Origin of the sequence: Ruegeria sp. HKCCD7255, from assembly GCF_013031565.1 — a bacterium.
Taxonomy (GTDB): domain Bacteria; phylum Pseudomonadota; class Alphaproteobacteria; order Rhodobacterales; family Rhodobacteraceae; genus Ruegeria.
This window is the reverse complement of record NZ_WQAG01000011.1, coordinates 95,835-119,593: the sequence shown is the minus strand read 5'-3', so window position 1 is coordinate 119,593 and position 23,759 is coordinate 95,835. Positions and strand designations below refer to the sequence as shown.

Genomic DNA, 23,759 nt, shown 5'->3' with positions numbered 1-23,759 from the left:
CGGAGACGCCTGACATGTCCGATATGATGACCACCCGAGCCGGAGATGCCGGCGCCTTCCGCGAATTCGACCTTGCTCGCGTCCCATCCCCTTGTTTCGTGGTCGACGAAAAGGCGGTTGAGAGTAACTTGATGATACTGGCCGATATCGGCAACCGTTCCGGCGCGCATGTCCTCAGCGCGCTCAAGGCGTTTTCCATGTTCGCGCTGGCCCCGCTGGTGCGTCAACACCTCGACGGCACCTGTGCCAGCGGCATCTATGAGGCGCGTCTGGGCCGCGAGGAATATGGCGGCGAGGTCGCCACGTTTTGCGCGGGGTACAAAGACGGCGATATTGACGAAATCCTGTCGCTCTCTGACCACGTGATCTTCAACTCTCCGGCGCAAAAGGACCGTTTTCGGGCCAAAGCACAGGCCGCAGGCGTTCAGGTTGGGCTGCGGATCAATCCCGAACATTCCGAGGGCGAAATCCCTAAATACGACCCCTGTGCTCCGTGCTCGCGCTTGGGCACTCCGGTCAGCCAATTAGGCCCGGACATTCTGCAAGGTGTCGACGGGCTGCATATGCATACGCTCTGCGAACAGGGCTTCGCGCCACTACAGCGAACCTGGGCGGCAGTTGAGCCCAAACTCAAACCCTATCTGGGCCAGCTGAAATGGCTGAACTTTGGTGGCGGCCATCACATCACCCGCGATGACTATGACCGGGACGGGTTGGTCGCCTTTATCATTTCCATCCGAGAAACCTATGGTGTCGATGTCTATCTCGAACCCGGCGAAGCCGTGGCGCTGGACGCAGGTATTCTGGTGGGTGAAATCCTCGACCTGCCGCTGAATGGCATGAACCTCGCCATTACTGATATCTCGGCCACCTGTCATATGCCCGATGTGATCGAAGCACCTTACCGCCCTGCGCTGATGGATGAGGCCAAAGCAGGCCATACGTACCGTCTGGGTGGGCCGTCCTGTCTGGCGGGCGACGTGATCGGGGACTACACGTGGAACAGGCCGCTGGAAATCGGGCAACGCTTTGCTTTCCTTGATCAGGCGCATTATTCGATGGTCAAGACCAATACGTTCAACGGCGTACCCTTGCCGACGATTGCGCTGTGGAACAGCGAAACGGATGAACTGAAAATCGTTAGGCAGTTCGGCTATGACGACTTCAAGGACCGGCTATCATGAGCATTTTTCTAGACAGCGAATTGTCCGAAAGCGAACGACAGCAAAGCGCTCGCTTTCACGTCATTCCTGTGCCGTTGGAGCGCACCGTGTCATATGGGTCTGGCACCCAGGTGGGGCCATCGGCCATCATTGAAGCGTCGAACGAACTGGAGCGTTTGTGCAAGGGGATTGAGCCTTGTGCTGCGGGCATATTCACTCATGACGCCGTCGCCTGCGACGGACCTTTGCCCGAGGTCATGGAGCGTATCGCGGCCAAAACCGAAGCCGTTGTTAGAGCCGGCCAAATCCCGGTGGCTTTGGGTGGTGAGCATTCGCTGAGCTATGGCGCCGTTTCAGGCGTTGCGCGGGCTTTGGATGAACCTATCGGCATCGTGCAGATAGACGCTCATGCAGACCTGCGGATTGCGTATCAGGGTGAGGTCCATTCCCATGCTTCGGTCATGCACCTGCTCACCCAGCAAGGCATACGCCTTGCACAATTCGGTGTCCGTGCGCTCTGCCCGCAAGAGGCGGAAAGCCGTGTCGCGAACAACGTCTTTCACTTGGACGCCGAAGAGCTGGTGACCGGCAATATCCACTCGGTCACGCTGCCCAAGGATTTCCCGCAAAAGGTCTATGTCAGTTTTGATGTTGACGGTCTGGACCCCAGCCAGATGCCTGCAACCGGCACGCCTGTCCCCGGCGGATTGTCGTTCTATCAGGCGCTGCATTTGGTTGAGAACGCGTTGCAGGGGCGGCAATGTGTTGGGTTCGATGTGGTCGAACTGGCCCCAAATGGCGACGCCGCTTGGGATTTCACCGCTGCTCAGATCGTGTACCGGCTTATGGCAGCGTGCTGAATGGCCGGTCCCCTTGGTTTTGGGCGGTGCCCGAAAAATAGTCACGTCGCCCAAGGTAGCGACTTTCCTAAGATTGTCCCTCTTGCAAACCTCGGTGCGTTCGTCAAACTGACTCTATGAGTGAATATTTTGATGAGATGTTCACCGGCGAGGGGACGCTTCGGGGGCCCTACGAAGAAATCGGTCGGTGGTTCAATGCGGAAGATGCCTCGCGGCTGCGGGCGAAACAGCGCGAAGCGGAAGAGGTTTTCCGGCTTACGGGTATTACCTTTAACGTTTATGGCAAGGCCGAAGCCGAAGAACGATTAATTCCCTTCGACATCGTTCCACGCGTGATCTCGGGCCGGGAATGGCAGCGCCTGGAACGCGGCATCGAACAGCGGGTGCGGGCAATCAATGCCTTCCTCTATGACATCTATCATCGACAGGAAATCGTGCGGGCAGGGCGTGTTCCGGCCGAAATGATTGCGTCCAACGAGGCGTTTCTACCTCAGATGCTGGGTGTTGCCCCTCCGGGTCAGGTCTACACGCATATCGTTGGGATCGATTTGGTGCGGACCGGGCCTGACGAGTTCTTCGTGCTGGAAGACAATGCGCGCACGCCCTCCGGTGTCAGCTATATGCTGGAAAACCGGGAAACCATGCTCAAGATGTTCCCCGAACTGTTTAGCGCGACCAATGTGCGGAACGTCTCGGATTACCCGCGCAACCTGCGGCGGTCACTTGCGGCTTGCGCACCGGCGTGCGCCGAAGGTGAACCAACCGTGGCCGTGTTGACGCCGGGCATATACAATTCGGCCTATTACGAACACGCGTTTCTTGCCGATCAGATGGCCGTTGAACTTGTTGAAGGTCATGACCTGCGCGTGGTGGATGGTCGCGTCTGTATGCGAACCACGCGGGGCTACAAACCGATTGACGTGCTCTATCGCAGGGTGGATGACGACTTCCTTGATCCGTTGAATTTTGATCCCAGCAGTGCGCTGGGTGTGCCCGGTATCATGGACGTCTATCGCGCCGGAGGCATTACGATAGCAAACGCGCCGGGGACGGGGATCGCCGATGACAAGGCTATCTATTCCTACATGCCTGAAATCGTGGAGTTCTATACCGGCGAAAAGCCATTGTTGCAGAACGTCCCGACCTGGCGCTGTAGCGATCCGGACTCTTTGGCTTACGTCTTGGACAACCTTTCTGACCTCGTGGTGAAAGAGGTGCACGGATCGGGCGGGTACGGGATGTTGATCGGACCCACCGCCAGCAAAAAGGAAATTGCGGCCTTCCGGGCCAAGCTAAAAGCGCGCCCGGGGAATTACATCGCACAGCCGACCTTGTCCCTGTCTACCGTTCCGATTTTCGCCCGTTCCGGGCTTGCCCCGCGCCACGTGGACTTGCGGCCCTTTGTGCTGGTGTCACCAGAAGGTGTAAAAATCACGCCGGGTGGCCTGACGCGTGTGGCGCTGAAGAAAGGCTCTCTGGTTGTGAATTCCAGCCAAGGTGGCGGAACCAAAGACACCTGGGTTCTGGAGGACTAGGCCATGTTGGGAAAAACCGCAGGCGGATTGTTCTGGATGGCGCGATATCTGGAACGCGCAGAAAACTCCGCAAGGCTGTTGGAAACTGGTCAGCGAATGGCTTTGACCCGAACCCATAACTCGGTCGAGGAATGGGCTTCGGTGTTGAAGACCACGGGCGTGCTGGACGGATATCTGAGCAAATATGATGAGGTCACCAAAGACAACGCCATCGATTGGGTGTTGCGGGACATGGAAAACACCTCGTCAATCCGGTCGGTGATCAAACAGGCGCGCGACAATGCGCGACTTGTACGGACAGCGCTGACCCATGATGTCTGGAGCGCGGTAAACGCCACCTGGATGCGGGTCGATGCCACCATGAAACGCCGTGTCAGTGAACGCGATTTGCCTGGCGTGCTGGAAATGATCCGCCATCAGGCGGCTTTGGTGCGCGGCGCGAACCTGGGCACCATGCTGCGCAATGACATGTTCGACTTCACGCGCATCGGCACCTTTGTCGAACGCGCGGACAATACGGGCCGGATCTTGGACGTAAAGTACTATGTCCTGCTGCCCACCGCGTTTTCGGTTGGCTCATCGTTGGACAATATCCAATGGGAGAGCATTCTGCGCTCGGTGGGCGCGGGTGGCGGTTACCGCATTACCCATGGACAAAAGACAACGCCCTCCGATATCGCGCAGTTTCTGATCCTCGATCAGCGTATGCCGCGAAGCCTGCATTTCTGTTGCCGCAAGATTCAGGAAAACCTGGCCTATCTGAAAAAGGACTATGGTTTCGCCGGGTCTTCTTGCGAAGCCTCGAACACGTTATTCGACACGTATCTCGACAGAAGCATCGCGAATATTTTTGAGGCTGGCCTGCATGAATATATCGAGGACTTTCTGAGGGATCTCAATCAGTTAAGTCGGCAGATCGAAATTGACTATCGGTTCTATGAGTAAGCCATGAAACTACGGATCAAACATGAAACCCGATATGATTTTGACGCGCCGGTGCCGTTTGGGCTGCAGCAGCTGAGAAAGACGCCGAAATCCTTTCGCAATCAGCAGATCATCAACTGGACCACCGAGATCGAAGGTGGTCGAAAAGAGCTGAGCTTTGAAGACTATCACCGCAACACGGTTGAATTGATCAGCTTTGAACCCAACACGCAGACTGTTGTGTTGATCTCGGAAGGCGTGGTCGACGTCGAGGATACTCATGGTGTTCTGGGACGTCACGAAGGATCAACGCCCCTTTGGCTGTTTCAACGCGGCACCACACAGACCAAGCCGGGTCGGGGCTGTATGGAACTGGTCCGCTCGCTGCCCAAGCTCGAACCCTTGGAGCAGATGCACGCGCTTTCCGAGGCAATCCGGCAGGCGGTGACCTACAAGATCGGCAGTTCGAGCCCGGACTGGAGCGCCGAGGACGCCATCGAAGCTGGGTGCGGCGTCTGCCAGGACCATACCCACATCTTCATCACCTGTGCCCGTCACATGGGGCGGCCCGCACGCTATGTTTCGGGCTATCTGATGATGAACGAGACCGAGCTTCAGGATGCCACCCATGCCTGGGCCGAGGTTCATCTGGACGGGCTGGGCTGGGTCGGGTTCGACGTCTCGAACGGCATATCGCCCGACAATCGCTATGTGCGCGTTGCGACAGGGCTGGACTATATGCAGGCGGCCCCGGTAGTAGGCAGCAGGCTTGGGCATGCGGCCGAGCAACTGAGTGTTCAGTTGCAAGTTGCACAGCAGTGACGGAGACTTAGATGACCTACGCAGTGGGGATGCGTTTGAAGCGCGGATTGGTGTTCATGTCCGATACGCGCACGAATGCGGGGGTCGACAACGTCTCTACCTTCAACAAAATGTTCAATTGGACGGTCGAGGGTGAACGGGCGATCACCATTTTGACCGCAGGCAATCTGGCGACGACGCAAGCAACCATCAGCCTGCTCGAAGAACGCACCAAAGCCCCGGCAGATCGGTCCCCTTCGATCCTTGAAGCGCCAACGATGTTCCAGGTCGCGCAGATTGTCGCCGAAACACTGAACGACGTCATCGAACAACACGGGCGGTCGGGCCAAGAGGCTGACAGCGCCTTCCATGCCACCCTTATTCTGGGTGGTCAGATCAAAGGCGGGGAATCGCGTCTTTTCTTGATCTATCCCGAAGGAAACTTCATCGAAGCAGGCGACGATACACCGTTCTTTCAGATCGGCGAGACCAAATACGGCCGCCCCATACTGGTGCGCGCCTACGACCCTAATATGAGCTTTCCCGAAACGGTGAAACTGTTGCTGGTCAGTTTTGATTCGACGATCAAGGCCAATCTGTCGGTTGGTGCCCCGCTGGACTTGCTGCTTTACACCGAAGACAGTTTTGAAGCTGGTGAGAAATCCCGGTTTGAGGCCGACGACCCCTATTTCCGAACAATCTCGGATGGGTGGGGAGACGCTTTGAAATCGGCCCTGTCCAAGTTGCCCGAATATGAAACTTGAATTTCACCACATAAACTTCGTGGCCGATGATGTTGACCGCTTGCACGACTTCTATACGAATGTGTTGGGTCTTGATGACATCCCACAGCAGAATTTCCCCCGATCCGAGGCCAATGAAGATAAGGGCTATGATGGCAACATCCGGTTTGCCACCGATGGCCATATGCAGATGCATCTAGCCGAGCGCGACTTTGGTGTAGCCTTCAAAAACGGACACGTCATCAACCCCGTTGAACGCGGCCACATCGCCTTTCGCACCGATGATCTAAAAGGGTTCCTCAAGATGCTTGACGAAAAGGGCATCGCCTATTCCGACTACGGCACGACGTTTTCCAAGGAATGGCATCAGGTGTTCTTTCACGACCCCGAAGGCAACATCATTGAGGTTCACCAACAGGTCTCGACAATGATGTGATGCGGGCTCTACTTGTCGGTTTTCGACGCTGTTTTCGGTGCCACTAGGGTCAGATAAGATCATTCTGGCAAGCCAGCCAGACGCAAACCGTCTATGAGATGTTCCAGGTCACTCTTGTTTTTGTAAGGAAGCCGTTCAGAGATTTTCGTAAGTGAGTCTTCTGGTCTCAGTCTAAGATACTCTTGCGAATGCATACGAGCTGCGTCCAAAACATCTAGCTTCGCGTAGGTGGCTGATAATAGCTGGTGCAACCCGTCATGATCCGGATATTTTCCCAGTCCCTCTTCAAGCGCCGCGATAGCAGCGTCGTAGCTCTTGGTGAGGTATAGTGCCGTTCCCAACACTTCGTAATAGAAACCCATGGCAAATACCGGGTTATATCGCAAAGCGAGTTGCGCTTCTTTAACGGCCTCTTCGCTCGCGCCGGCCGCTATGAGATAGTAACCCAAAGCAAAATGAGCGTCGGCGTTACTGGGTTCCAATTCGACAGCTTTTCGCCCTTCTGCAACCGCAAGCGAGTGCCGTTTTGTCCAGCAATAAACGTCCCCAAGAACCATATGAGCCTTGCCCAGGCTGACGTCTAACTGCACCGCACGTTTTGCATGCTTCAAAGCCAGATCAAGCGAGACCTTGGGATCAGACCCCCACCGTTGGTTGGCGTCGTGCACCAAGGCCCATGCGAGCCCTGCATGTGCTGGTGCATATTCGGGATCCAGTTCGATGGCGCGGGAATAGTGTTCCATCGCTTTGGCGTTGTCGATCTTGGTGCTGCGCGCATGAAAAGCATTGCCTTGCAACACATAGTCGTAAGCCTTCAAGCTTTTGACCTCTTTTCGGAACGCACGATCTTGCTCTGCCTGAGTAAGAGTGACGGCCAATGTGGCAACAATGCTTTCGGCGATACGATCTTGAAACTCAAAGACTTCCGCCAAATCGCCGTCAAAACGGTCAGCCCAAAGTTGGATTGAATTGTCTGTATCGATCAGACTGGCGTTCACACGCACGCGACCGCTTCCCCTGCGAACAGTTCCTTGAAGAATGTAGCGAACGCCCAGTTCAACCGCTGCTTCCCCAACGGATTGGGATCGGTTTTTGTATTCTCGGGTCGCGTTACGGGCCACAACAAAGAGACCTGAAATTTTGGACAAGTCGGTAGCGATGTCATCCGCAACACCCTGGGAAAAGTATTCGTCATCCGGGTCACTCGACAGGTTCTCGAACGGTAAGATCGCGATAGATGGCTTATCCTGCTTTGCCTGTACCGCTCCTTTTTCAGGCCAGCGAAAAACCCGGATTGGGCGCTCCAGCCCCTTTATGTCGTGCTCACCGGCATCGACGAAACTCGCTTCGACCCTGTTTCCCACACTTTCGTGTACCAGCAACGATATGCAAATTCCGTCGGGCTCGGCCAAAGCTTCGAGCCGGGCAGCTACGTTCACGCCGTCACCAAAAATGTCATCATCATCGATTATGATGTCACCAAGATTGACGCCGATCCGAAGTCGGATCTTACCATTCACCTCGATGTTTCGCCGTTGTATCTTGAGCGCCGCCTCGACGGCATCAACCACACTGGAAAACTCCAAGAGCGCACCGTCGCCCATTTTCTTTACGATCCGTCCCCTTCGCTCGGCGACGATCGGATCAAAAATTTCAGCCCAAAACTGCTGCAACGCTGCCAGAGTGCCGGTCTCATCCTCTCGCATCAGACGCGAATATTCGACCACGTCTGCCATTAGTATCGCTGCTAGCCGTCGCGCCATTTCTGCTCCTATACACAGTTGAAGCTAACGAAACGCTTGTCGGAAATCCATTGGCGAAACAATTGCGAGGAAACATCTGAAGAGTTAACTCGAGCAATCTCTTCAGCGCGCAAAGCCCATTGGGCGCGATGTTTCTTTGAAACGTTTTGGGCAGGCTCGCACTCATCAATACATGTTGAAGGTGGGCCAGCTAGCGCAAGGCAGTGTCAAACAGACGATAGATGTCCAAACAAAAAAGGCCCGCCGATCACAGCGGGCCTGATCTCGTTTGATGATCGGCTTACTGAGGAATTTCGCCCTCAAGGCCTTCTACATAGAAGTTCATACCGGCCAGGGTGCCGTCATCCGCCACTTCGCCTTCTGCCAGCCAAACGCTTCCGTCCTGTTTGTTGATCGGTCCGGTAAAGGGATGGTATTCGCCCGCGGCCATGGCCGCTTTCATGGCCAGCGCCTCTTCTTTGACATCGGCAGGAACGCGGTCCGAGATCTCGCCGATTTCAACCATGCCTTCGCGGATACCGTCCCAGGTGTTCACCGTCTCCCACGATCCGTCCATGACGGCCTGGGTGCGGGCGATGTAGTAGGGTGCCCAGTTGTCGATGATCGAGGAGACGCGCGGGAAGGGTGCGTACTCGCTCATGTCCGAGGCTTGGCCAAAGGTCACAACATTGCCCGCCTCTTGCGCAGCAGCTTGCGGCGCGGTCGAGTCGGTATGTTGCAGGATAACGTCCGCGCCCTGTTCGATCAGAACGGTGGCCGCATCCGCCTCTTTTGCCGGATCAAACCAAGTATAGGCCCAGACGATCTTGAACTCGACATCCGGGTTGACGGCCTTGGCGTGCAGATAGGCCGAATTGATGCCACGGATCACTTCGGGGATCGGGTAAGAGCCGATATAGCCGATGATGTTGGACTCGGTCATCTTGCCCGCGATATGCCCCTGAACGGCGCGACCCTCATAGAAACGGGCGGAATAGACCGAAACGTTGTCGGCGGTCTTGTATCCGGTTGCGTGTTCGAATTTCACATTCGGGAACTTCTTGGCGACATTGATTGTCGGGTCCATATAACCGAACGACGTGGTAAAGATCAGATCCGCGCCGTCGAGCGCCATTTGGGTCATCACGCGTTCAGCGTCGGGCCCCTCGGGCACCGATTCAACAAACACGGTTTCGACCTTGTCGCCGAAATGCTCTTCAACGGCCAGACGGCCCTTGTCATGTTCATAGGTCCAGCCGCCGTCGCCCACGGGGCCGACATAGACAAAGCCGACCTTTGTTTTGTCTTCGGCCATGGCGCTTGTCGCCAGACCAAGCGCCATGGCGGCGCTTGCCAATAGAGTGGTGAATTTCATGTGTTACTCCCCAAGTTGGTTCATTTGGCCCCTAGTGTGAGGCATGGAAGGTTCGGCCCAGTGAGGCAGGTGCGCTGCTCTTGTCAGCCGAAAGGATCACAAGCACAAGGATCGTGATGATATAGGGCGACATTGCCAGATACTCGACGGGAATGGCAACGCCTGCCGCCTGCAGATTCAGTTGCAATACCGTGATACCGCCAAACAAATAGGCACCCAGCAGGGCTCGCCATGGCTTCCAACTGGCAAACACGACCAGGGCCAGCGCAATCCAGCCCACACCGGCGGTCATGCCCTCGGTCCACTGTGGCACACGGATCAGGCTGATATAGGCCCCGCCCAGCCCCGCGCAGGCCCCGCCGAACAAGATCGCCATGATGCGGATCTTGATGACTTTGTAGCCCAACGCATGCGCCGCATCGTGGTTTTCGCCCACAGCGCGCAGGATCAGCCCGACACGCGTGTATTTCAGCGTGGCCCAGACGGCGGCCGTCAGCGCGATGCCCAGATACAAGATCGGGTCGTGTTGAAACAGGATGGGGCCGATCACCGGGATATCACTGATCACCGGAATATGGATATCGGCCATATCGGGCGGTTTGATGCCCACATAGCCTTGCCCCATCAGCGCACTGAACCCCAGCCCGAACAGTGTCAGCGCCAGACCGCTCGCCACCTGATTGGCCAGCGCCACTTGCGTCAGCAGCACAAACAACAGCGACAGCACCGCACCACCAATTGCTGCGGCAATGAAGCCCAGCCAGGGTGAGCCGGTCTCGACCGAAATCGCAAAGCCGCTGATCGCGCCCACGATCATCATCCCCTCGACACCCAGGTTCAGAACGCCGGCTTTTTCGACGACCAACTCTCCGATGGCAGCCAGCAGCAGCGGTGTTGCCGCCACCATTAGCGAGGCGATCAATAGGACGGGATTGATTTCACCAAGATCCATATCACGCCACCTCGCTACGGGCCGCACGGATGCGGTAGTTGGTCAAAAGGTCAAAGGCCAGCAGGAAGAACAACAACATCCCCTGAAACACCTGAATGGCGGCGGCGGGCAGGCCCAGCTGAGATTGCGCGATTTCGCCGCCGATATAGGTCAACGCCATCAGGCCACCCGCCAACAGGATGCCCACCGGATGCAAGCGGCCCAGGAAAGCCACGATAATGGCCGTGAAGCCATAGCCGACGTTAAAATCGATGCTGACCACGCCGGATGGCCCCGAAACCTCGAACATCCCCGCCAGCCCGGCCAAAGCACCCGACAGGCCCAGACAGAACAGGACCAGCCGCGCCGGATTTACACCCGCAAACCTTGCCGCCCTCGGGGCCTCGCCGGTTAAACGTATGTGAAAGCCCAGCATGTGACGGTTTAGCAGCACATAGGCAAAGATCACTGCAATCAGTGCCGTTACGACACCCCAATGCATCCCTGATCCCGCGATCAACTCAGCATTGTAAGCGCTTTCATACTGTTGCAGGTTGCGCGAGCCGGGAAAGCCGAACCCTTCGGGGTTCTTCAGCAAGCCCAGCGAAACCGAGGCCAGCATCTGCTCGGCCACATAGACCAGCATCAGCGAGACAAGGATTTCATTGGTGCCAAACCGAACCTTCAAAACCGCTGGAATTGTCGCCCAAATCCAGCCGCCGAGCGCACCGGCCATGACCATGATCGGAAAGATGAACCACGCCTCAAGCGGATAAAAGGCCAGACCCGCCGCCGCGCCGAAAATCGCGCCCATGATATACTGCCCCTCGGCCCCGATATTCCAGATGCCAGCCCGAAACCCAAGTGACAGGCCAATTGCGATCAGTACCAAAGGCGCGCCTTTTACAAGCAATTGAGGGCGGTAATAGAAGGCGAACTCGCCAAACAGAGGCTCCCAAAAGATTGTACCAATCGCTTCAACCGGGTTCTTGCCCAGTAGGGCGAACAAAACGCCGCCGAACACCATCGTGGCAATGACCGCCACCAGCGGGGTCGCATAAGACCACATCTTGGACGGCTGTGGCCGTTTCTCCAACACAATCAACAGCTTACCCCCGCCACAGCTTCTTCTCGTTCCAAATACGGCCGCCGGAGGCGGTACAATGCGTCACACATGCGCCACCTCCATGCCATGGGCTCCGCCCATCATCAGGCCGATCTCATCCACAGTCAGCACCGCTGTCAGGCGCGGCGCGCTCAGCCGTCCTTCGTTGAGCGCTGCAAAACTGTCCGAGATTTCCATCAGTTCATCGAGATCCTGAGAAATGCAGATCACCGCTGTCCCCTCGGCCGCAAGGTCCAGTATGGCCTGCCGGATCGCCGCAGCCGCCGCCGCATCCACACCCCAAGTGGGCTGGTTGACGACCAGCACATCGGGGTTTTGCAATACCTCGCGACCAATGACGAATTTCTGCAGGTTGCCGCCTGAAAGCGACCGTGCCGCGTTTTCCGGCCCCGGAGTGCGCACGTCAAAAGCCTTGATGATCTTTTCCGCAAAGCGCGTGGTGTCGGACCATTTCAGAAACCCGCTGCTCACAAGGCCTTCGCGTACCGAGCCGGTGAGCAAGGCGTTTTCGGTCAGGCTCATATCCGGCGCCGCCGCATGGCCCAAACGCTCTTCTGGCGCGGTCAGAACCCCCAGCTTGCGACGCGCGGTGGGCCCCAGCTTGCCAATAGGTTGACCGTTGAACTTGATCGCGTCTGCCGAGGTCAGGATTTCCCCCGACAGCACACCCAGCAATTCGTCCTGTCCGTTCCCGGCCACACCTCCGATGCCCAGAACCTCGCCTTTGCGCACCGTCATGTGGATGTTCTTCAACGCGGTTCCGAATTCCGAGGGAGAGGGCACTGACAGGCCGCTCACATCCAAAGCAACCTCACCAAACTCACGGCCCGACCGTTCGGGCGTTTGCAGAGTTGCGCCGACCATCATCTCGGCCATATCCCGGGCCGAGGTCTCGGATGGCACGCATTCACCCACATTCTTGCCCAACCGCAGGATCGTGGCGTGATCGCATAGAGTGCGGATTTCCTCCAGCTTGTGCGAGATATAGAGGATCGAAGTGCCTTCGGAGCGCAGTTTGTTCAGCGTCTCAAACAGAATTTCAACCTCTTGCGGCGTCAAGACGCTGGTGGGTTCATCCATGATCAGCAGCTTGGGGTCTTGCAGCAGGCAGCGGATGATCTCGACCCGTTGCCGCTCCCCCGCCGACAGGTCGCCCACGGTGCGAAACGGGTCCAGCGGCAGGCCATAGGTTTCCGACACCTCGCGGATGCGTGCGGACAGATCACCCATCGGTGGTGGATTTTCCATGCCCAGCGCGATGTTCTCGGCCACGTTTAGCGCGTCGAACAGCGAGAAATGTTGAAACACCATCGCAATCCCGTCAGCCCGCGCTGCGCGCGGTTCTGGTGGAGCAAAGACCTGACCGCGCAGTTTCATCGTGCCGCTGTCTGGCTTCACCAACCCATAGATCATCTTGACCAGCGTGGATTTGCCTGCGCCGTTTTCGCCCAGCAGCGCATGCACCTCGCCTTCGCCGATGTCGAAGGACACCTGATCATTGGCCACTACGCCGGGGTAGGCTTTGGTGAGCCCTTGCAGGCTTAGAAGTGGAGTGGTCACGCGCTCAGGTCCTTCTTCAACTCGTTTTGTCGGGCTGGGCGCAAAAGCTGCGCGGCGACGCCCACGGCGATCATCTGCGGGTGCTTGCCCAAACCGGGGTCGCCGATGGGGCAGGTGATCCGGCTGATCCGTTCAGGAGAGTGTCCCAAAGCCGCCAGCCGCGACCGGAATCGCGCCCATTTCGTAGCCGAGCCAATCAGCCCCGCAAAGCGGAAATCGTGCAAAAGCAGCCTGTTGCACAGTTCCAGGTCCAGATTGTGTGAATAAGTCAGCACAAGATGCTCTGCATCTTTCGGCGCATGACGTACCAACTCGGCCGGATTGGCGGCGGGAATTCGGGTAACTGCGTGCGGGATAGTCTGGGGAAATCGCTCGGGCGCGGTATCGACCCAGGTGATCGCTAGGTCGGGCAGTGGATTCAGGACATCCACCAAGGCACGCCCCACATGGCCCGCCCCCCAAATCCAAAGCTTGCGGTTTGGTTTGTGCACAGGTTCAACCATCCAACCGTCGACAAGTTGGGATTCAGGCAGGATGCCCTGACCCCGGGCTTTGGCCAGCAGTCGTTTGACCGAAAGGGGCATGTCACCGCCCGACGGCGACCGTGCAATCACCGAGTCACCCAGAGCTTCAACTCTCTTTTGGTCATAGACCTCGGTCAGCAGTGAGACTGCCCCGCCGCAGCATTGGCCCAGCTCGGGTCCAAGCGAGTGATGTGTCAGGCGGGATTGGGTTGTCTGTCTTCGTGCGGCCTCTGCGGCTTGATGTTCCAGCGCGCCACCGCCAATCGTGCCAGACTGCCCTCCCGACCAGACCAGCATCGCCGCACCCACTTCGCGGGGGGACGAGCCCTTGATCGCAGCGATGACCACGCGTGCCACGCGCCCGTGGGTGTTGACGGCATTGCGCAATGCGTCGAGCTCAAACCCCATCAGCCCCTCCCTTCACGCGCTGGATGCTGTGCCAGATTTCCTCTGCTGTCGCGGGGGCATTCATCGCGGGATACCTATCGCCACAGGCCGAAACAGCGTTTGACAGAGCCAACCACGCCGAGATGCCCAGCATGAAGGGCGGCTCGCCGACCGCTTTCGAGCGATAGATCGTCTCTTCGCGGTTTTCGCCATCCCACAACGCCACGTTGAAGATGTCCGGTCGGTCAGAGCAGGCGGGGATCTTGTAGGTTGAGGGCGCATGCGTGCGCAGATTGCCTTTGTCGTCCCAGATCAGTTCCTCGGTCGTCAACCAACCCGCGCCTTGCACATAGCCGCCTTCAACCTGCCCGATATCCAAGGCGGGGTTCAGCGACGCCCCTGCATCGTGCAGAATATCGGTGCGCAGGATGCGGTTTTCACCGGTCAGTGTATCCACCGCAACCTCGGTGACAGAAGCGCCATAGGCGAAGTAGAAAAACGGACGCCCCCGACCTGCAATCCGGTCCCATTCGATCTTTGGGGTCTTATAGAACCCCGTGGCCGACAGGCTGATACGGCCTTGATAGGCGAGCGCCGCAGCTTCGGCGAAGGTATAACGTTCTGCGCCCACCGAAACATGCCCGTCGGCGAAGGTCACCGCGCTGGGGTCCGCCTGATGCCGCTCGGCCAGATACTCAGCCATCCGGTCGCGGATCGTGTCGCAGGCGGCCTTGACCGCCATGCCGTTCAGGTCGCTGCCCGAGGACGCCGCAGTGGCCGAGGTGTTGGGTACTTTGGCGGTGTCAGTGGCGGTGATCTTCACCATCTCCAGCGGGATACCAAACCGTGACGCGGCCACTTGCGCCACTTTCTGAAACAGGCCCTGACCCATTTCGGTGCCGCCGTGGTTCAGGTGGACTGACCCGTCCTGATACACATGCACCAGCGCCCCAGCCTGATTGAGGTGGGTCAGTGTAAAGGAAATCCCGAACTTGACCGGAGAGAAGGCGATACCCTTTTTGATCACGCTGTTCCGGGCATTCCATTCCGCTATGGCGGCCTTGCGCGCGGAGTAGTCGCTGGATTTCAGCAGGGCCTCGGTCATCCCGTGCAGTTCGAAGTCACTGACCTCCATCCCATAGGGCGTGGTGTTGCCTCCTGCGGGCAGAGGGCGAACCGGTGCGTCACCGGTCTCGACCGCGCCGCGACTGGTCAGGTCCTCATGCGGGTCGGGGTGACCCAAAGGCTTCTCGGACGGAGCGACCTCGGCTACCGCATGCGCCGGCTCATAGTAATTCCGGCGGCGCAGCTCCACCGGGTCAAGGCCCAGCACATGCGCGGCGTGGTCCATCACCCGTTCTATGCCGACCATCCCCTGCGGGCCACCAAAGCCGCGATAGGCGGTGGCAGATTGGGTATTGGTCTTTAGCCGATGGCTTTCAATCCGGGCATTGGGCAACAGATATGCGTTGTCGGAATGCAGCATCGCGCGGTCGGCCACCGGCAGCGACAGGTCCTGTGCCCAGCCGCAGATGGCGTAATGATGGAACGAGACGCCTTGAATATGGCCGTGCTCATCAAACCCGGCTTTGTATGCGATCCGAAACGCGTGTCGCTTGCCGGTGATGACCATATCATCGTCGCGGTCATAGCGCATTTTGCAGGCTTTGCCTGTTGCCCGTGCCGCTATGGCGCAGGCGACGGCCAGCGCGTTGCCCTGACTTTCCTTGCCACCAAAACCACCGCCCATGCGGCGGGTTTCGACCCGGACCGCGTGCATCGGCACAGCAAGCGCGTCGGCTACCTTGTGCTGAATCTCGGTCGGGTGCTGGGTTGAGCTGTGCACCAGCATGTCGCCGCCTTCATGGGGCAGGGCCAGAGCGGCCTGGCCTTCAAGATAAAAATGCTCCTGCCCACCCAGTTCGAAACATCCGTCGATCACGTGCTGCGCGCGGGCGATGGCCGCGTCGGCGTCACCCTTGGCATAGATGCGTGGGCCATCTTCGAACCGGCTGTCAGCGGCCAGTGCCTTTTCGACCGTCAGGATCGGCGTTTCTGCGGCATAGTCGATCTTGCCTAGTCGTGCTGCCTTGCGAGCGGCGAGATGACTGGTGGCGACAACCAGAAACACAGGCTGGCCGATATAGTGAACGATTCCGTCAGACAGCAGCGGTTCATCGTGGATCGAGGGAGACACATCATTGGCAAAGGGCAGATCTTTGGCGGTCATCACCGCCACGACGCCCGTGGCATTTTGCACTTCGGTCAGGTCCATCCCAGTGATCTTGCCCTTGGCAATCGAGCTGAGACCAAAGGCCAGATGGAGAGTGTCTTTGGGCGTGGGAATATCGTCCACATAACGCGCCGCGCCCGAGACATGCAGCGGTGCTGCGTCATGCGGCAGAGGTTTGGTCACGCTCATGCGGACACCTCCAACACATTTGTGATCTCGCCCTGATCTTCGCGGTAATAGCGTTCCAGCATCGCTTTGGCGGTTTGCAGGCGGTAAGTGGCGGAGGCGCGCATATCCGTGAGAGGGGAAAAATCGTCGGCGAAACAGGGCAGCGCGGCGTGGATCGTGTCGAGTGTCCAGGGATTGTCGATCAAGGCGGCTTCGACGTGGGTGGCGCGTTTCGGAATGCCCGCCATACCGCCAAAAGCGATACGTGCCTGCGTAACCGTGCCATCCGTTACGGTGATATTGAAGCAGCCGCAGACAGCCGAAATATCCTGATCGAACCGCTTGCTGAGCTTATAGGCTTTCAGCCGGTCCGGCTGGCGCGGAACAGTGACGGCCTCGACGAATTCACCGGGTACGCGATCCTGTTTGCCATAGTCGATGAAGAAGTTCTCAAGCGGGATCGACCGCCGCGCATCGCCCTTGCGCAGATGCAGGGTTGCCCCAAGCGCAATGAGGGCGGGAGGGTTGTCTCCGATAGGGGAGCCATTGGCGATATTGCCACCCAATGTGGCCGCGTGGCGTATTTGAACACTGGCGTAGCGGCGGATCATTTCCGCATAAGACGGGTGCAGGTCGGCCAGGGCGTCACCCAGCCGGTTCATATCGACCATGGCGCCAATGCGGATTTCTTCTTCGGTGAGTGTGATCTGTTTCAGGTCATCGCAGCGGTTGAGAAAGATGACCGGGCCCAGATCGCGCAACTGTTTGGTCACCCAAAGGCCCACATCGGTTGCCCCAGCGATCAGTGTCGCGTCGGGGTGTTGCACGTAGAGCTCTGCCAATTCATTGCTGTTTTCGGGCAGGTGGGAGGGGGGCTCTGCCCCCCGGCTTTCAGCCTCCCCCCGAGGTATTTGAGAACAGAAGAAGGACTGGTCAGCGGTGATCCAGTCGGGAACATCCCGGGTTTCAGCGGCCTTGGCGGCGCGGATGATCGGGGCATAACCGGTGCAGCGGCAAAGGTTGCCCGCAAGTTGGGTGTCATGGTCGGTCGCACCATTCGTGTGGCTGGCAACCATCGACATGATAAAGCCGGGCGTGCAGAACCCGCATTGTGAGCCGTGTAGATCAACCATCGCCTGTTGCACCGGGTGGGGTTCTTTATCTGGTCCGCTGGCACCTTCGACAGTGCGGATCGCCTTGCCGTGCAGTTGCGGCAGGAACAGGATGCAGGCATTCAGTGCCTTGGCGCTGTCCGCATCCGTCACCAAAACGGTGCAGGCCCCGCAATCGCCCTCGTTGCAGCCTTCTTTAGTGCCGGTCAGCCCGCGCTCTTCGCGCAGCCAATCCAACAGCGTTGTCGTCGGATTGACATTCGTCAGCTCCACTGTCTCTCCGTTCAGAAGAAACGTGATGTTCATTCGAGAAACCCGTCGCCTTACCCGGTTGCGCCCCTGTGGCCCTCCTTCGATGCGACGTAGAAAGAGTGGCGGGCGGTAGCTTGCCGTCAGATGTTAGAAACAGCGCGGCGGATCTGGCAAGAAAAACTGCCTGTTTTGTGCACAATTGTATGCGCCGCTCAACGATGGTTGCGCCGACGCAAGGTGTAAGGCTCTGGAAAGAAATAGATTTATGAGTGGACCGCCAGAAGATCCCGAAGCACCTTCAGGAAATCCCGAATAATCAGCGATGAATTGATAGGCAGTTTTTCTTGTCGGTTCCTTCTTTTGCCCGGGCACGGGCTGGGTTAGCGTTGCGCTATGAGCAGTTCCCCTCGATTCATTCACCTACGTGTTCACACCGAATATTCGCTGCTGGAAGGCGCTGTGCGGCTGAAAAAGCTGCCTGCCTTGTGCGCGCAGATGGAGATGCCCGCCGTTGCGGTGACGGATACCAACTCGATGTTTTCGGCACTGGAGTTTTCGGTGTCGGCCAGTGGTGCAGGTATTCAGCCCATTATGGGGTGTCAGGTCGATCTGACCTATGTTCAGGCACAGCCGGGTGAAAAGCCGAAAACACCTGCACCGTTGGTGCTACTGGCACAGTCTGAGACAGGGTATGAAAACCTGATGAAGCTCAGCTCGTGCCTCTATGTGGACAAGGGTGGGCAGTTGCCGCAGGTCACGCTGGAGGAATTGGCCGAGCGGTCAGCAGGCTTGATCTGCCTGACCGGAGGGCCGGACGGGCCGGTTGGCATGCTCCTGCAGCAAGGTCAGCGCCCTGCGGCCGAGGCTCTGGTGGATCGGTTGGCTGGGATGTTCCCGGATCGTCTTTACATCGAATTGCAGCGCCATCCGGGTGAGGATGGACAGCCCGAGGCCGAAAAGCGGACCGAGCGGGGTCACGTTGAAATGGCTTATGCCAAGGATCTGCCGCTGGTTGCCACCAATGATGTGTATTTCCCGACCTCGGACATGTATGAGGCGCATGATGCGCTGATCTGTATTGCCGAAGGCGCTTATGTCGATCAGCAGGAAGATCGCCGCCGCCTGACGGCGCAGCATTATTTCAAGTCGCAACAGGAAATGGCCACCCTGTTTGCCGATCTGCCCGAGGCGATTGAAAACACAGTTGAGATTGCCAGGCGCTGTGCTTTCATGGCCTATCGCCGCGATCCGATCCTGCCGAAATTTGCCGACGACGAGGTGGCCGAACTGCGCCGCATCGCCAATGAGGGCTTGCAGAAGCGTCTGGCCGTGATCCCCCATGCGGTGACGCCTGAGGAATACCAGGAGCGGCTGGATTTTGAGCTGGGCATCATCGAAGGCATGGGTTTTCCCGGCTATTTCCTTATCGTTGCCGACTTTATCCAATGGGCCAAGGATCACGACATTCCGGTAGGGCCGGGGCGCGGCTCGGGTGCAGGGTCGCTGGTGGCTTATGCGCTGACGATAACCGACCTTGACCCGCTGCGCTATTCGCTGCTGTTCGAACGGTTTTTGAATCCCGAACGGGTGTCGATGCCCGACTTCGATATCGACTTCTGTATGGACCGCCGCGAAGAGGTGATCCGCTATGTTCAGAAGAAATACGGGCGTGACAAGGTGGGGCAGATCATCACCTTTGGCGCGTTGCTGTCCAAGGCTGCGGTGCGCGATATCGGGCGGGTGTTGCAGATGCCTTACGGGCAAGTGGACCGCCTGTCCAAGATGATCCCGGTTGAAGGGGTTAAACCCGTCAGCATCGAAAAAGCGTTGAAAGACGAGCCGCGCCTGAGGGAAGAGGCGCGCAGCGAAGAGGTTGTCGAACGGCTGCTCAACTACGGTCAACAGGTCGAAGGTCTGTTGCGCAATGCCTCGACCCATGCGGCGGGTGTGGTGATCGGGGATCGACCCTTGGACGCGCTGGTGCCGATCTATCAGGATCCGCGCTCGGATATGCCTGCGACCCAATTCAACATGAAATGGGTTGAACAAGCGGGGCTGGTGAAGTTCGACTTTCTGGGTTTGAAAACACTGACCGTGATCCAGAACGCGATGGATCTGATTTTCAAGTCAGGCCGACCGCTTCATATCGCCGCCGATGGGACTGAGCTTTATGAGCCTGCCGAGGGGGCCGAGAACCAGATCAACGCGATTCCGCTGGATGATGAGGCAACCTATAAGCTCTATTCCGCAGCCAAGACAGTGGCCGTGTTCCAGGTGGAATCCAGCGGCATGATGGATGCGCTCAAGCGGATGAAGCCGGACTGTATCGAGGATATTATTGCGCTTGTTGCGCTGTACCGCCCGGGCCCGATGGAGAACATTCCAAAGTTCTGCGAGGTCAAGAACAATCTGAGCGAACGGGACACGCTACATCCTTCCATCGATCATATTCTGGACGAAACCCAGGGCATCATCGTCTATCAGGAACAGGTGATGCAGATCGCGCAGGAAATGGCGGGCTACAGCCTTGGTGGGGCGGACCTGTTGCGGCGCGCGATGGGTAAGAAAATCCAGGAGGCGATGGATGCCGAGCGGCCCAAGTTCCTCAAGGGCGCGGCCGAAAACAATGTGGATGAGGCCAAGGCAACCGAGGTCTGGAACCTGTTGGATAAATTCGCCAACTACGGCTTCAACAAATCGCACGCGGCGGCCTATGCGGTGGTCAGCTATCAGACCGGCTGGCTAAAGGCGAACCATCCGGTGGAGTTCATGGCAGGTGTCATGAACTGCGATATCCATCTGACCGATAAGCTGGCGGTTTACTTTGAAGAGGTCCGCAAAGGGTTGGAACTGCCCTATGTGCCGCCCTGCGTGAACCGGTCTTTGGCGACCTTCGACGTGGCGGACGGCCATTTGGTTTATGCGCTGGGCGCGCTCAAGAATGTGGGTGTCGAGGCGATGAACCTTGTGGTCGAAGGGCGACGCTCTGGGCACGCTCAGGGCGACCAGAACGATAAACCCTTCGTCAACCTGTTCGATTTTGCCCGCCGGGTCGATTTGAAGAAGGTCGGCAAACGTCCGCTGGAAATGCTGGCGCGGGCGGGGGCCTTTGATGAACTCGACAAGAACCGCCGCCGCGTGTTCGAAAGCCTTGATCCGCTGGTGCAATATTCGGCTGCGATTCACGAGCAGAAGAACTCGAACCAGGTGTCGTTGTTTGGTGAGGCAGGGGATGATCTGCCCGAGCCGCGCTTGTCCCCTTCACCGGATTGGCTGCCTGCTGAACGGTTAAGCGAAGAGTTCAAGGCTATCGGCTTTTACCTGTCGGGCCATCCGCTGGACGACTATATGCCCGCGCTGAAGCGCAAGCAGGTTCTCACGCTGGACGAGGTGACTGAAAAAGCGCGTTCGGGCCCGTTGATTGCCAAAATGGCCGGGGTTGTGGCTGGGCGGCAGGAACGGAAATCAGCGCGGGGCAACCGCTTTGCCTTTGCGCAGCTCTCTGACCCGACCGGGGCTTATGAGGTGACCTTGTTCTCGGACACGCTAGAGAAATGCCGCGAGTTTCTGGAAACCGGCGCACAAGTGGTGCTGACCGCTGAGGCCACGATGGAGGCTGACCAACTCAAGCTGCTGGGCCGATCCGTTGGCCCGGTGGATTCGGTCGTCGCCGAGGCCGGGGCCACCGGCCTGCGCATTTTTGTTGACGAGGCGCAAGCATTGCCCACCGTGGCCAAGGTTCTGGAAGACGCGGCAACAGCTACCAAAGGCGCAGCGCGCGGGCCGATCCAACTGCTGCTACTCGATCCGGGCCTGCCCGGCGATGTTGAAATGGATCTGGGTCAGGATTTCCCAATCACCCCACAGATCAAGGGGGCCATCAAATCTCTGGAAGGCGTGATGATGGTTGAGGAGATATAATTCGGTCAACCAAGTCGCGGACACTCCGGTCGGAGGCGGAGGCCGTTAAAGTAGAGGCGGGGGCCGTAAAAGTATATGTGGCTTGCACGCCTTTCTGAGAAGGACCTGGCGCGTACGGTCAGTAATGCGGCGGGCGTTCGTCGCCGAAGACAACACCGCCAGATCCTTCCTGCGACCGTTCGGCCTCGCGTTGCAGCAACATCTCGACCCGGCGCGTCAGGCGGTCGATTTCGGATTGCTGGCCGGTTACGACCGCATTCAACTCGTCAACGGTGCGGGTCAGGTGGGCGATCTGTTCTTCCAGATGCTGCATGGCGGTCTCCTTTGCGGGGGTCATACCGCCCCAGCGGCACCAAGGCCAGCGAAAGCGCGCCTTGCCCCGATGCGGGCCATGGGATAGACCGCGCGCGGAACATGACCGCGAAGGACGCCCCCGATGGCCAAGCCCAAGAAACAGCCCCGCCCCAAGGCCGTAACGCCAAAAGGGTTCCGTGACTATTTCGGCGAGGAAGTCACGCAGCGCACCGAGATGCTGCGGACGATTGCGGGTGTCTATCATCGTTATGGCTTTGACGCGTTGGAGAGCAGCGCGGTCGAAACCGTCGAAGCGCTGGGCAAGTTCCTGCCCGACGTCGACCGCCCGAATGAGGGCGTCTTTGCCTGGCAGGAGTTTGACGAGGGCGGAAACGGTGACTGGATGGCCCTGCGCTATGACCTGACCGCGCCTTTGGCCCGTGTCTATGCGCAACACCGCAACGATCTGCCCACACCTTATCGCCGTTATGCGATGGGTCCGGTCTGGCGCAACGAAAAGCCAGGGCCGGGGCGGTATCGTCAGTTTTATCAATGCGATGCGGATACGGTTGGTACGGCCTCGATGGCCGCAGATGCCGAGATTTGTGCGATGCTGTCGGATACTTTGGAGAACGTCGGCATTCCACGCGGCGACTATCTTGTGCGGGTCAACAACCGCAAGGTTCTGAATGGTGTTTTGGAGAGTGTATTTGGTGAAGTAGATTTTGTTGCGAATACGCTTCTGCCAGGAGCGGCTAGTGGTTCGGAAATGAAGGATGCCGTACTTCGAACGATTGATAAGTTTGACAAAGTCGGTGAAGCAGGTGTTCGCGAACTTCTGACTACGGGGCGCGAGGATGCTTCCGGCGCTTTTATTGACGGTGTGGGCTTGACTGAAATGCAAGCTGAGCCCGTTATTGCTTTTCTTACCTCCAGAAGCGGCGATACGGCAAAAACTCTACAAAATCTGCGGGCAGCGGTAGGAACCTCTATTGTTGGCAACCAAGGCATTCGAGAGTTGGAACAGATCGGCGACTTGCTGGCTGCAGGGGGCTATGGATCGGATCGGATCGAGATAGACCCCTCGGTCGTGCGCGGCTTGGGTTATTACACCGGACCGGTCTATGAGGCCGAACTCACCTTTGAAATCTTCGATGAAAAAGGCCGCAAGCGGCAGTTCGGCTCGGTCGCAGGCGGTGGTCGTTACGATGATCTGGTCAAGCGGTTTACCGGTCAGGAAGTGCCTGCGACCGGCATCTCGATCGGTGTCGATCGCCTGCTGGCCGCCCTGCGCGAAAAGGGTCGGATCAGCGCGCAGGCGAAGGGCCCCGTGGTTGTGACGGTGATGGACCGGGATCGGATGGCCGATTATCAGGCCATGGTGGCCGAGCTGCGCAATGCGGGTATCAGGGCCGAAGTTTATCTGGGCAACCCCAAGAATTTCGGCAATCAGCTGAAATACGCGGACAAGCGCAATTCGCCGGTCGCGGTGATCGAAGGCGGCGATGAAAAGGCCAAAGGGATCGTGCAGATCAAAGACCTGATCCTCGGTGCCAAGATCGCCGAAAGCGCCACGCTTGAGGAATGGAAGGAACGCCCCAGCCAGTTCGAAGTGCCGCGCGGTGATCTGGTCGCCAAGGTGCGCGAAATTCTGGACAGTCAGGACTGAGCC

Annotated in this window: 18 protein-coding genes; 9 read left to right on the top strand and 9 right to left on the bottom strand. The window is 58.1% G+C overall.

Going from position 1 to position 23,759, the window contains the following annotated elements:
- The first annotated feature begins 14 nt into the window (after positions 1 to 14).
- The 7 genes from nspC (at position 15) to GOX45_RS17770 (ending at position 6,462) form a co-directional block, all read left to right on the top strand.
- Positions 15 to 1,184 carry a carboxynorspermidine decarboxylase gene (gene nspC / locus GOX45_RS17800; RefSeq protein ID WP_171102586.1) on the top strand — a complete coding sequence of 390 codons (1,170 nt, stop codon included), beginning with the start codon at positions 15 to 17 and terminating at the stop codon, positions 1,182 to 1,184.
- Complete coding sequence (gene speB / locus GOX45_RS17795; protein ID WP_171102584.1) at positions 1,181 to 2,023, top strand: agmatinase; 843 nt, start codon at positions 1,181 to 1,183, stop codon at positions 2,021 to 2,023. Before nspC ends, speB begins: the two co-directional genes overlap by 4 nt.
- A 116-nt stretch (positions 2,024 to 2,139) precedes the next feature.
- Positions 2,140 to 3,558, top strand: coding sequence for a circularly permuted type 2 ATP-grasp protein (locus GOX45_RS17790; RefSeq protein WP_171102582.1), 1,419 nt, complete (start codon positions 2,140 to 2,142; stop codon positions 3,556 to 3,558).
- Between the two features lie 3 nt (positions 3,559 to 3,561).
- Positions 3,562 to 4,503, top strand: a complete 942-nt coding sequence (locus GOX45_RS17785) for an alpha-E domain-containing protein (RefSeq protein WP_171102580.1) — start codon at positions 3,562 to 3,564, stop codon at positions 4,501 to 4,503.
- A gap of 3 nt (positions 4,504 to 4,506) precedes the next feature.
- The gene (locus tag GOX45_RS17780) at positions 4,507 to 5,304 is read left to right on the top strand and encodes a transglutaminase family protein (protein ID WP_171102578.1); all 798 of its coding nucleotides are present in this window, start codon (positions 4,507 to 4,509) and stop codon (positions 5,302 to 5,304) included.
- Between the two features lie 11 nt (positions 5,305 to 5,315).
- Positions 5,316 to 6,047, top strand: coding sequence for a proteasome-type protease (locus GOX45_RS17775; protein WP_171102576.1), 732 nt, complete (start codon positions 5,316 to 5,318; stop codon positions 6,045 to 6,047).
- Positions 6,037 to 6,462 carry a VOC family protein gene (locus tag GOX45_RS17770; protein ID WP_171102574.1) on the top strand — a complete coding sequence of 142 codons (426 nt, stop codon included), beginning with the start codon at positions 6,037 to 6,039 and terminating at the stop codon, positions 6,460 to 6,462. Before GOX45_RS17775 ends, GOX45_RS17770 begins: the two co-directional genes overlap by 11 nt.
- A gap of 59 nt (positions 6,463 to 6,521) precedes the next feature.
- Here GOX45_RS17770 and GOX45_RS17765 read toward each other — a convergent pair whose 3' ends face one another.
- From GOX45_RS17765 to xdhA, 8 genes are all read right to left on the bottom strand, one after another.
- The gene (locus GOX45_RS17765; RefSeq protein WP_256415720.1) at positions 6,522 to 8,198 is read right to left on the bottom strand and encodes an adenylate/guanylate cyclase domain-containing protein; all 1,677 of its coding nucleotides are present in this window, start codon (positions 8,196 to 8,198) and stop codon (positions 6,522 to 6,524) included.
- A 307-nt stretch (positions 8,199 to 8,505) separates the two neighbouring features.
- On the bottom strand, positions 8,506 to 9,579 hold the full coding sequence (locus tag GOX45_RS17760; RefSeq protein WP_171102570.1) for a BMP family ABC transporter substrate-binding protein: 1,074 nt from the start codon (positions 9,577 to 9,579) through the stop codon (positions 8,506 to 8,508).
- A gap of 31 nt (positions 9,580 to 9,610) precedes the next feature.
- Complete coding sequence (locus GOX45_RS17755) at positions 9,611 to 10,531, bottom strand: ABC transporter permease (RefSeq protein ID WP_171102568.1); 921 nt, start codon at positions 10,529 to 10,531, stop codon at positions 9,611 to 9,613.
- Between the two features lies 1 nt (position 10,532).
- Entirely contained in the window at positions 10,533 to 11,615 is a 1,083-nt protein-coding gene (locus GOX45_RS17750) for an ABC transporter permease (protein WP_171102566.1), read from the bottom strand.
- 63 nt (positions 11,616 to 11,678) lie between these two features.
- Positions 11,679 to 13,196 (bottom strand): ABC transporter ATP-binding protein, encoded by a 1,518-nt coding sequence (locus GOX45_RS17745; RefSeq protein ID WP_171102564.1) that lies wholly within the window; start codon positions 13,194 to 13,196, stop codon positions 11,679 to 11,681.
- Positions 13,193 to 14,128, bottom strand: coding sequence for a xanthine dehydrogenase accessory protein XdhC (xdhC, locus tag GOX45_RS17740; protein ID WP_171102562.1), 936 nt, complete (start codon positions 14,126 to 14,128; stop codon positions 13,193 to 13,195). Before xdhC ends, GOX45_RS17745 begins: the two co-directional genes overlap by 4 nt.
- On the bottom strand, positions 14,118 to 16,529 hold the full coding sequence (gene xdhB / locus GOX45_RS17735; protein ID WP_171102560.1) for a xanthine dehydrogenase molybdopterin binding subunit: 2,412 nt from the start codon (positions 16,527 to 16,529) through the stop codon (positions 14,118 to 14,120). The genes xdhC and xdhB overlap by 11 nt, the downstream gene beginning before the upstream one ends.
- On the bottom strand, positions 16,526 to 17,926 hold the full coding sequence (xdhA, locus tag GOX45_RS17730; RefSeq protein ID WP_171102558.1) for a xanthine dehydrogenase small subunit: 1,401 nt from the start codon (positions 17,924 to 17,926) through the stop codon (positions 16,526 to 16,528). The genes xdhB and xdhA overlap by 4 nt, the downstream gene beginning before the upstream one ends.
- Before the next feature lie 339 nt (positions 17,927 to 18,265).
- On the opposite strand from xdhA, the gene dnaE reads away from it, so the two are divergent.
- Positions 18,266 to 21,793: a DNA polymerase III subunit alpha gene (gene dnaE / locus GOX45_RS17725; protein ID WP_171102556.1), complete on the top strand. Its 3,528-nt coding sequence runs from the start codon at positions 18,266 to 18,268 to the stop codon at positions 21,791 to 21,793.
- Between the two features lie 118 nt (positions 21,794 to 21,911).
- On the opposite strand, the gene GOX45_RS17720 is transcribed toward dnaE, so the two are convergent.
- Positions 21,912 to 22,106 (bottom strand): SlyX family protein, encoded by a 195-nt coding sequence (locus tag GOX45_RS17720; protein WP_171102554.1) that lies wholly within the window; start codon positions 22,104 to 22,106, stop codon positions 21,912 to 21,914.
- Between the two features lie 123 nt (positions 22,107 to 22,229).
- Here GOX45_RS17720 and hisS point away from each other — a divergent pair, with 123 nt between their 5' ends.
- Positions 22,230 to 23,756 carry a histidine--tRNA ligase gene (gene hisS, locus GOX45_RS17715; RefSeq protein ID WP_171102551.1) on the top strand — a complete coding sequence of 509 codons (1,527 nt, stop codon included), beginning with the start codon at positions 22,230 to 22,232 and terminating at the stop codon, positions 23,754 to 23,756.
- Positions 23,757 to 23,759 lie beyond the last annotated feature (3 nt).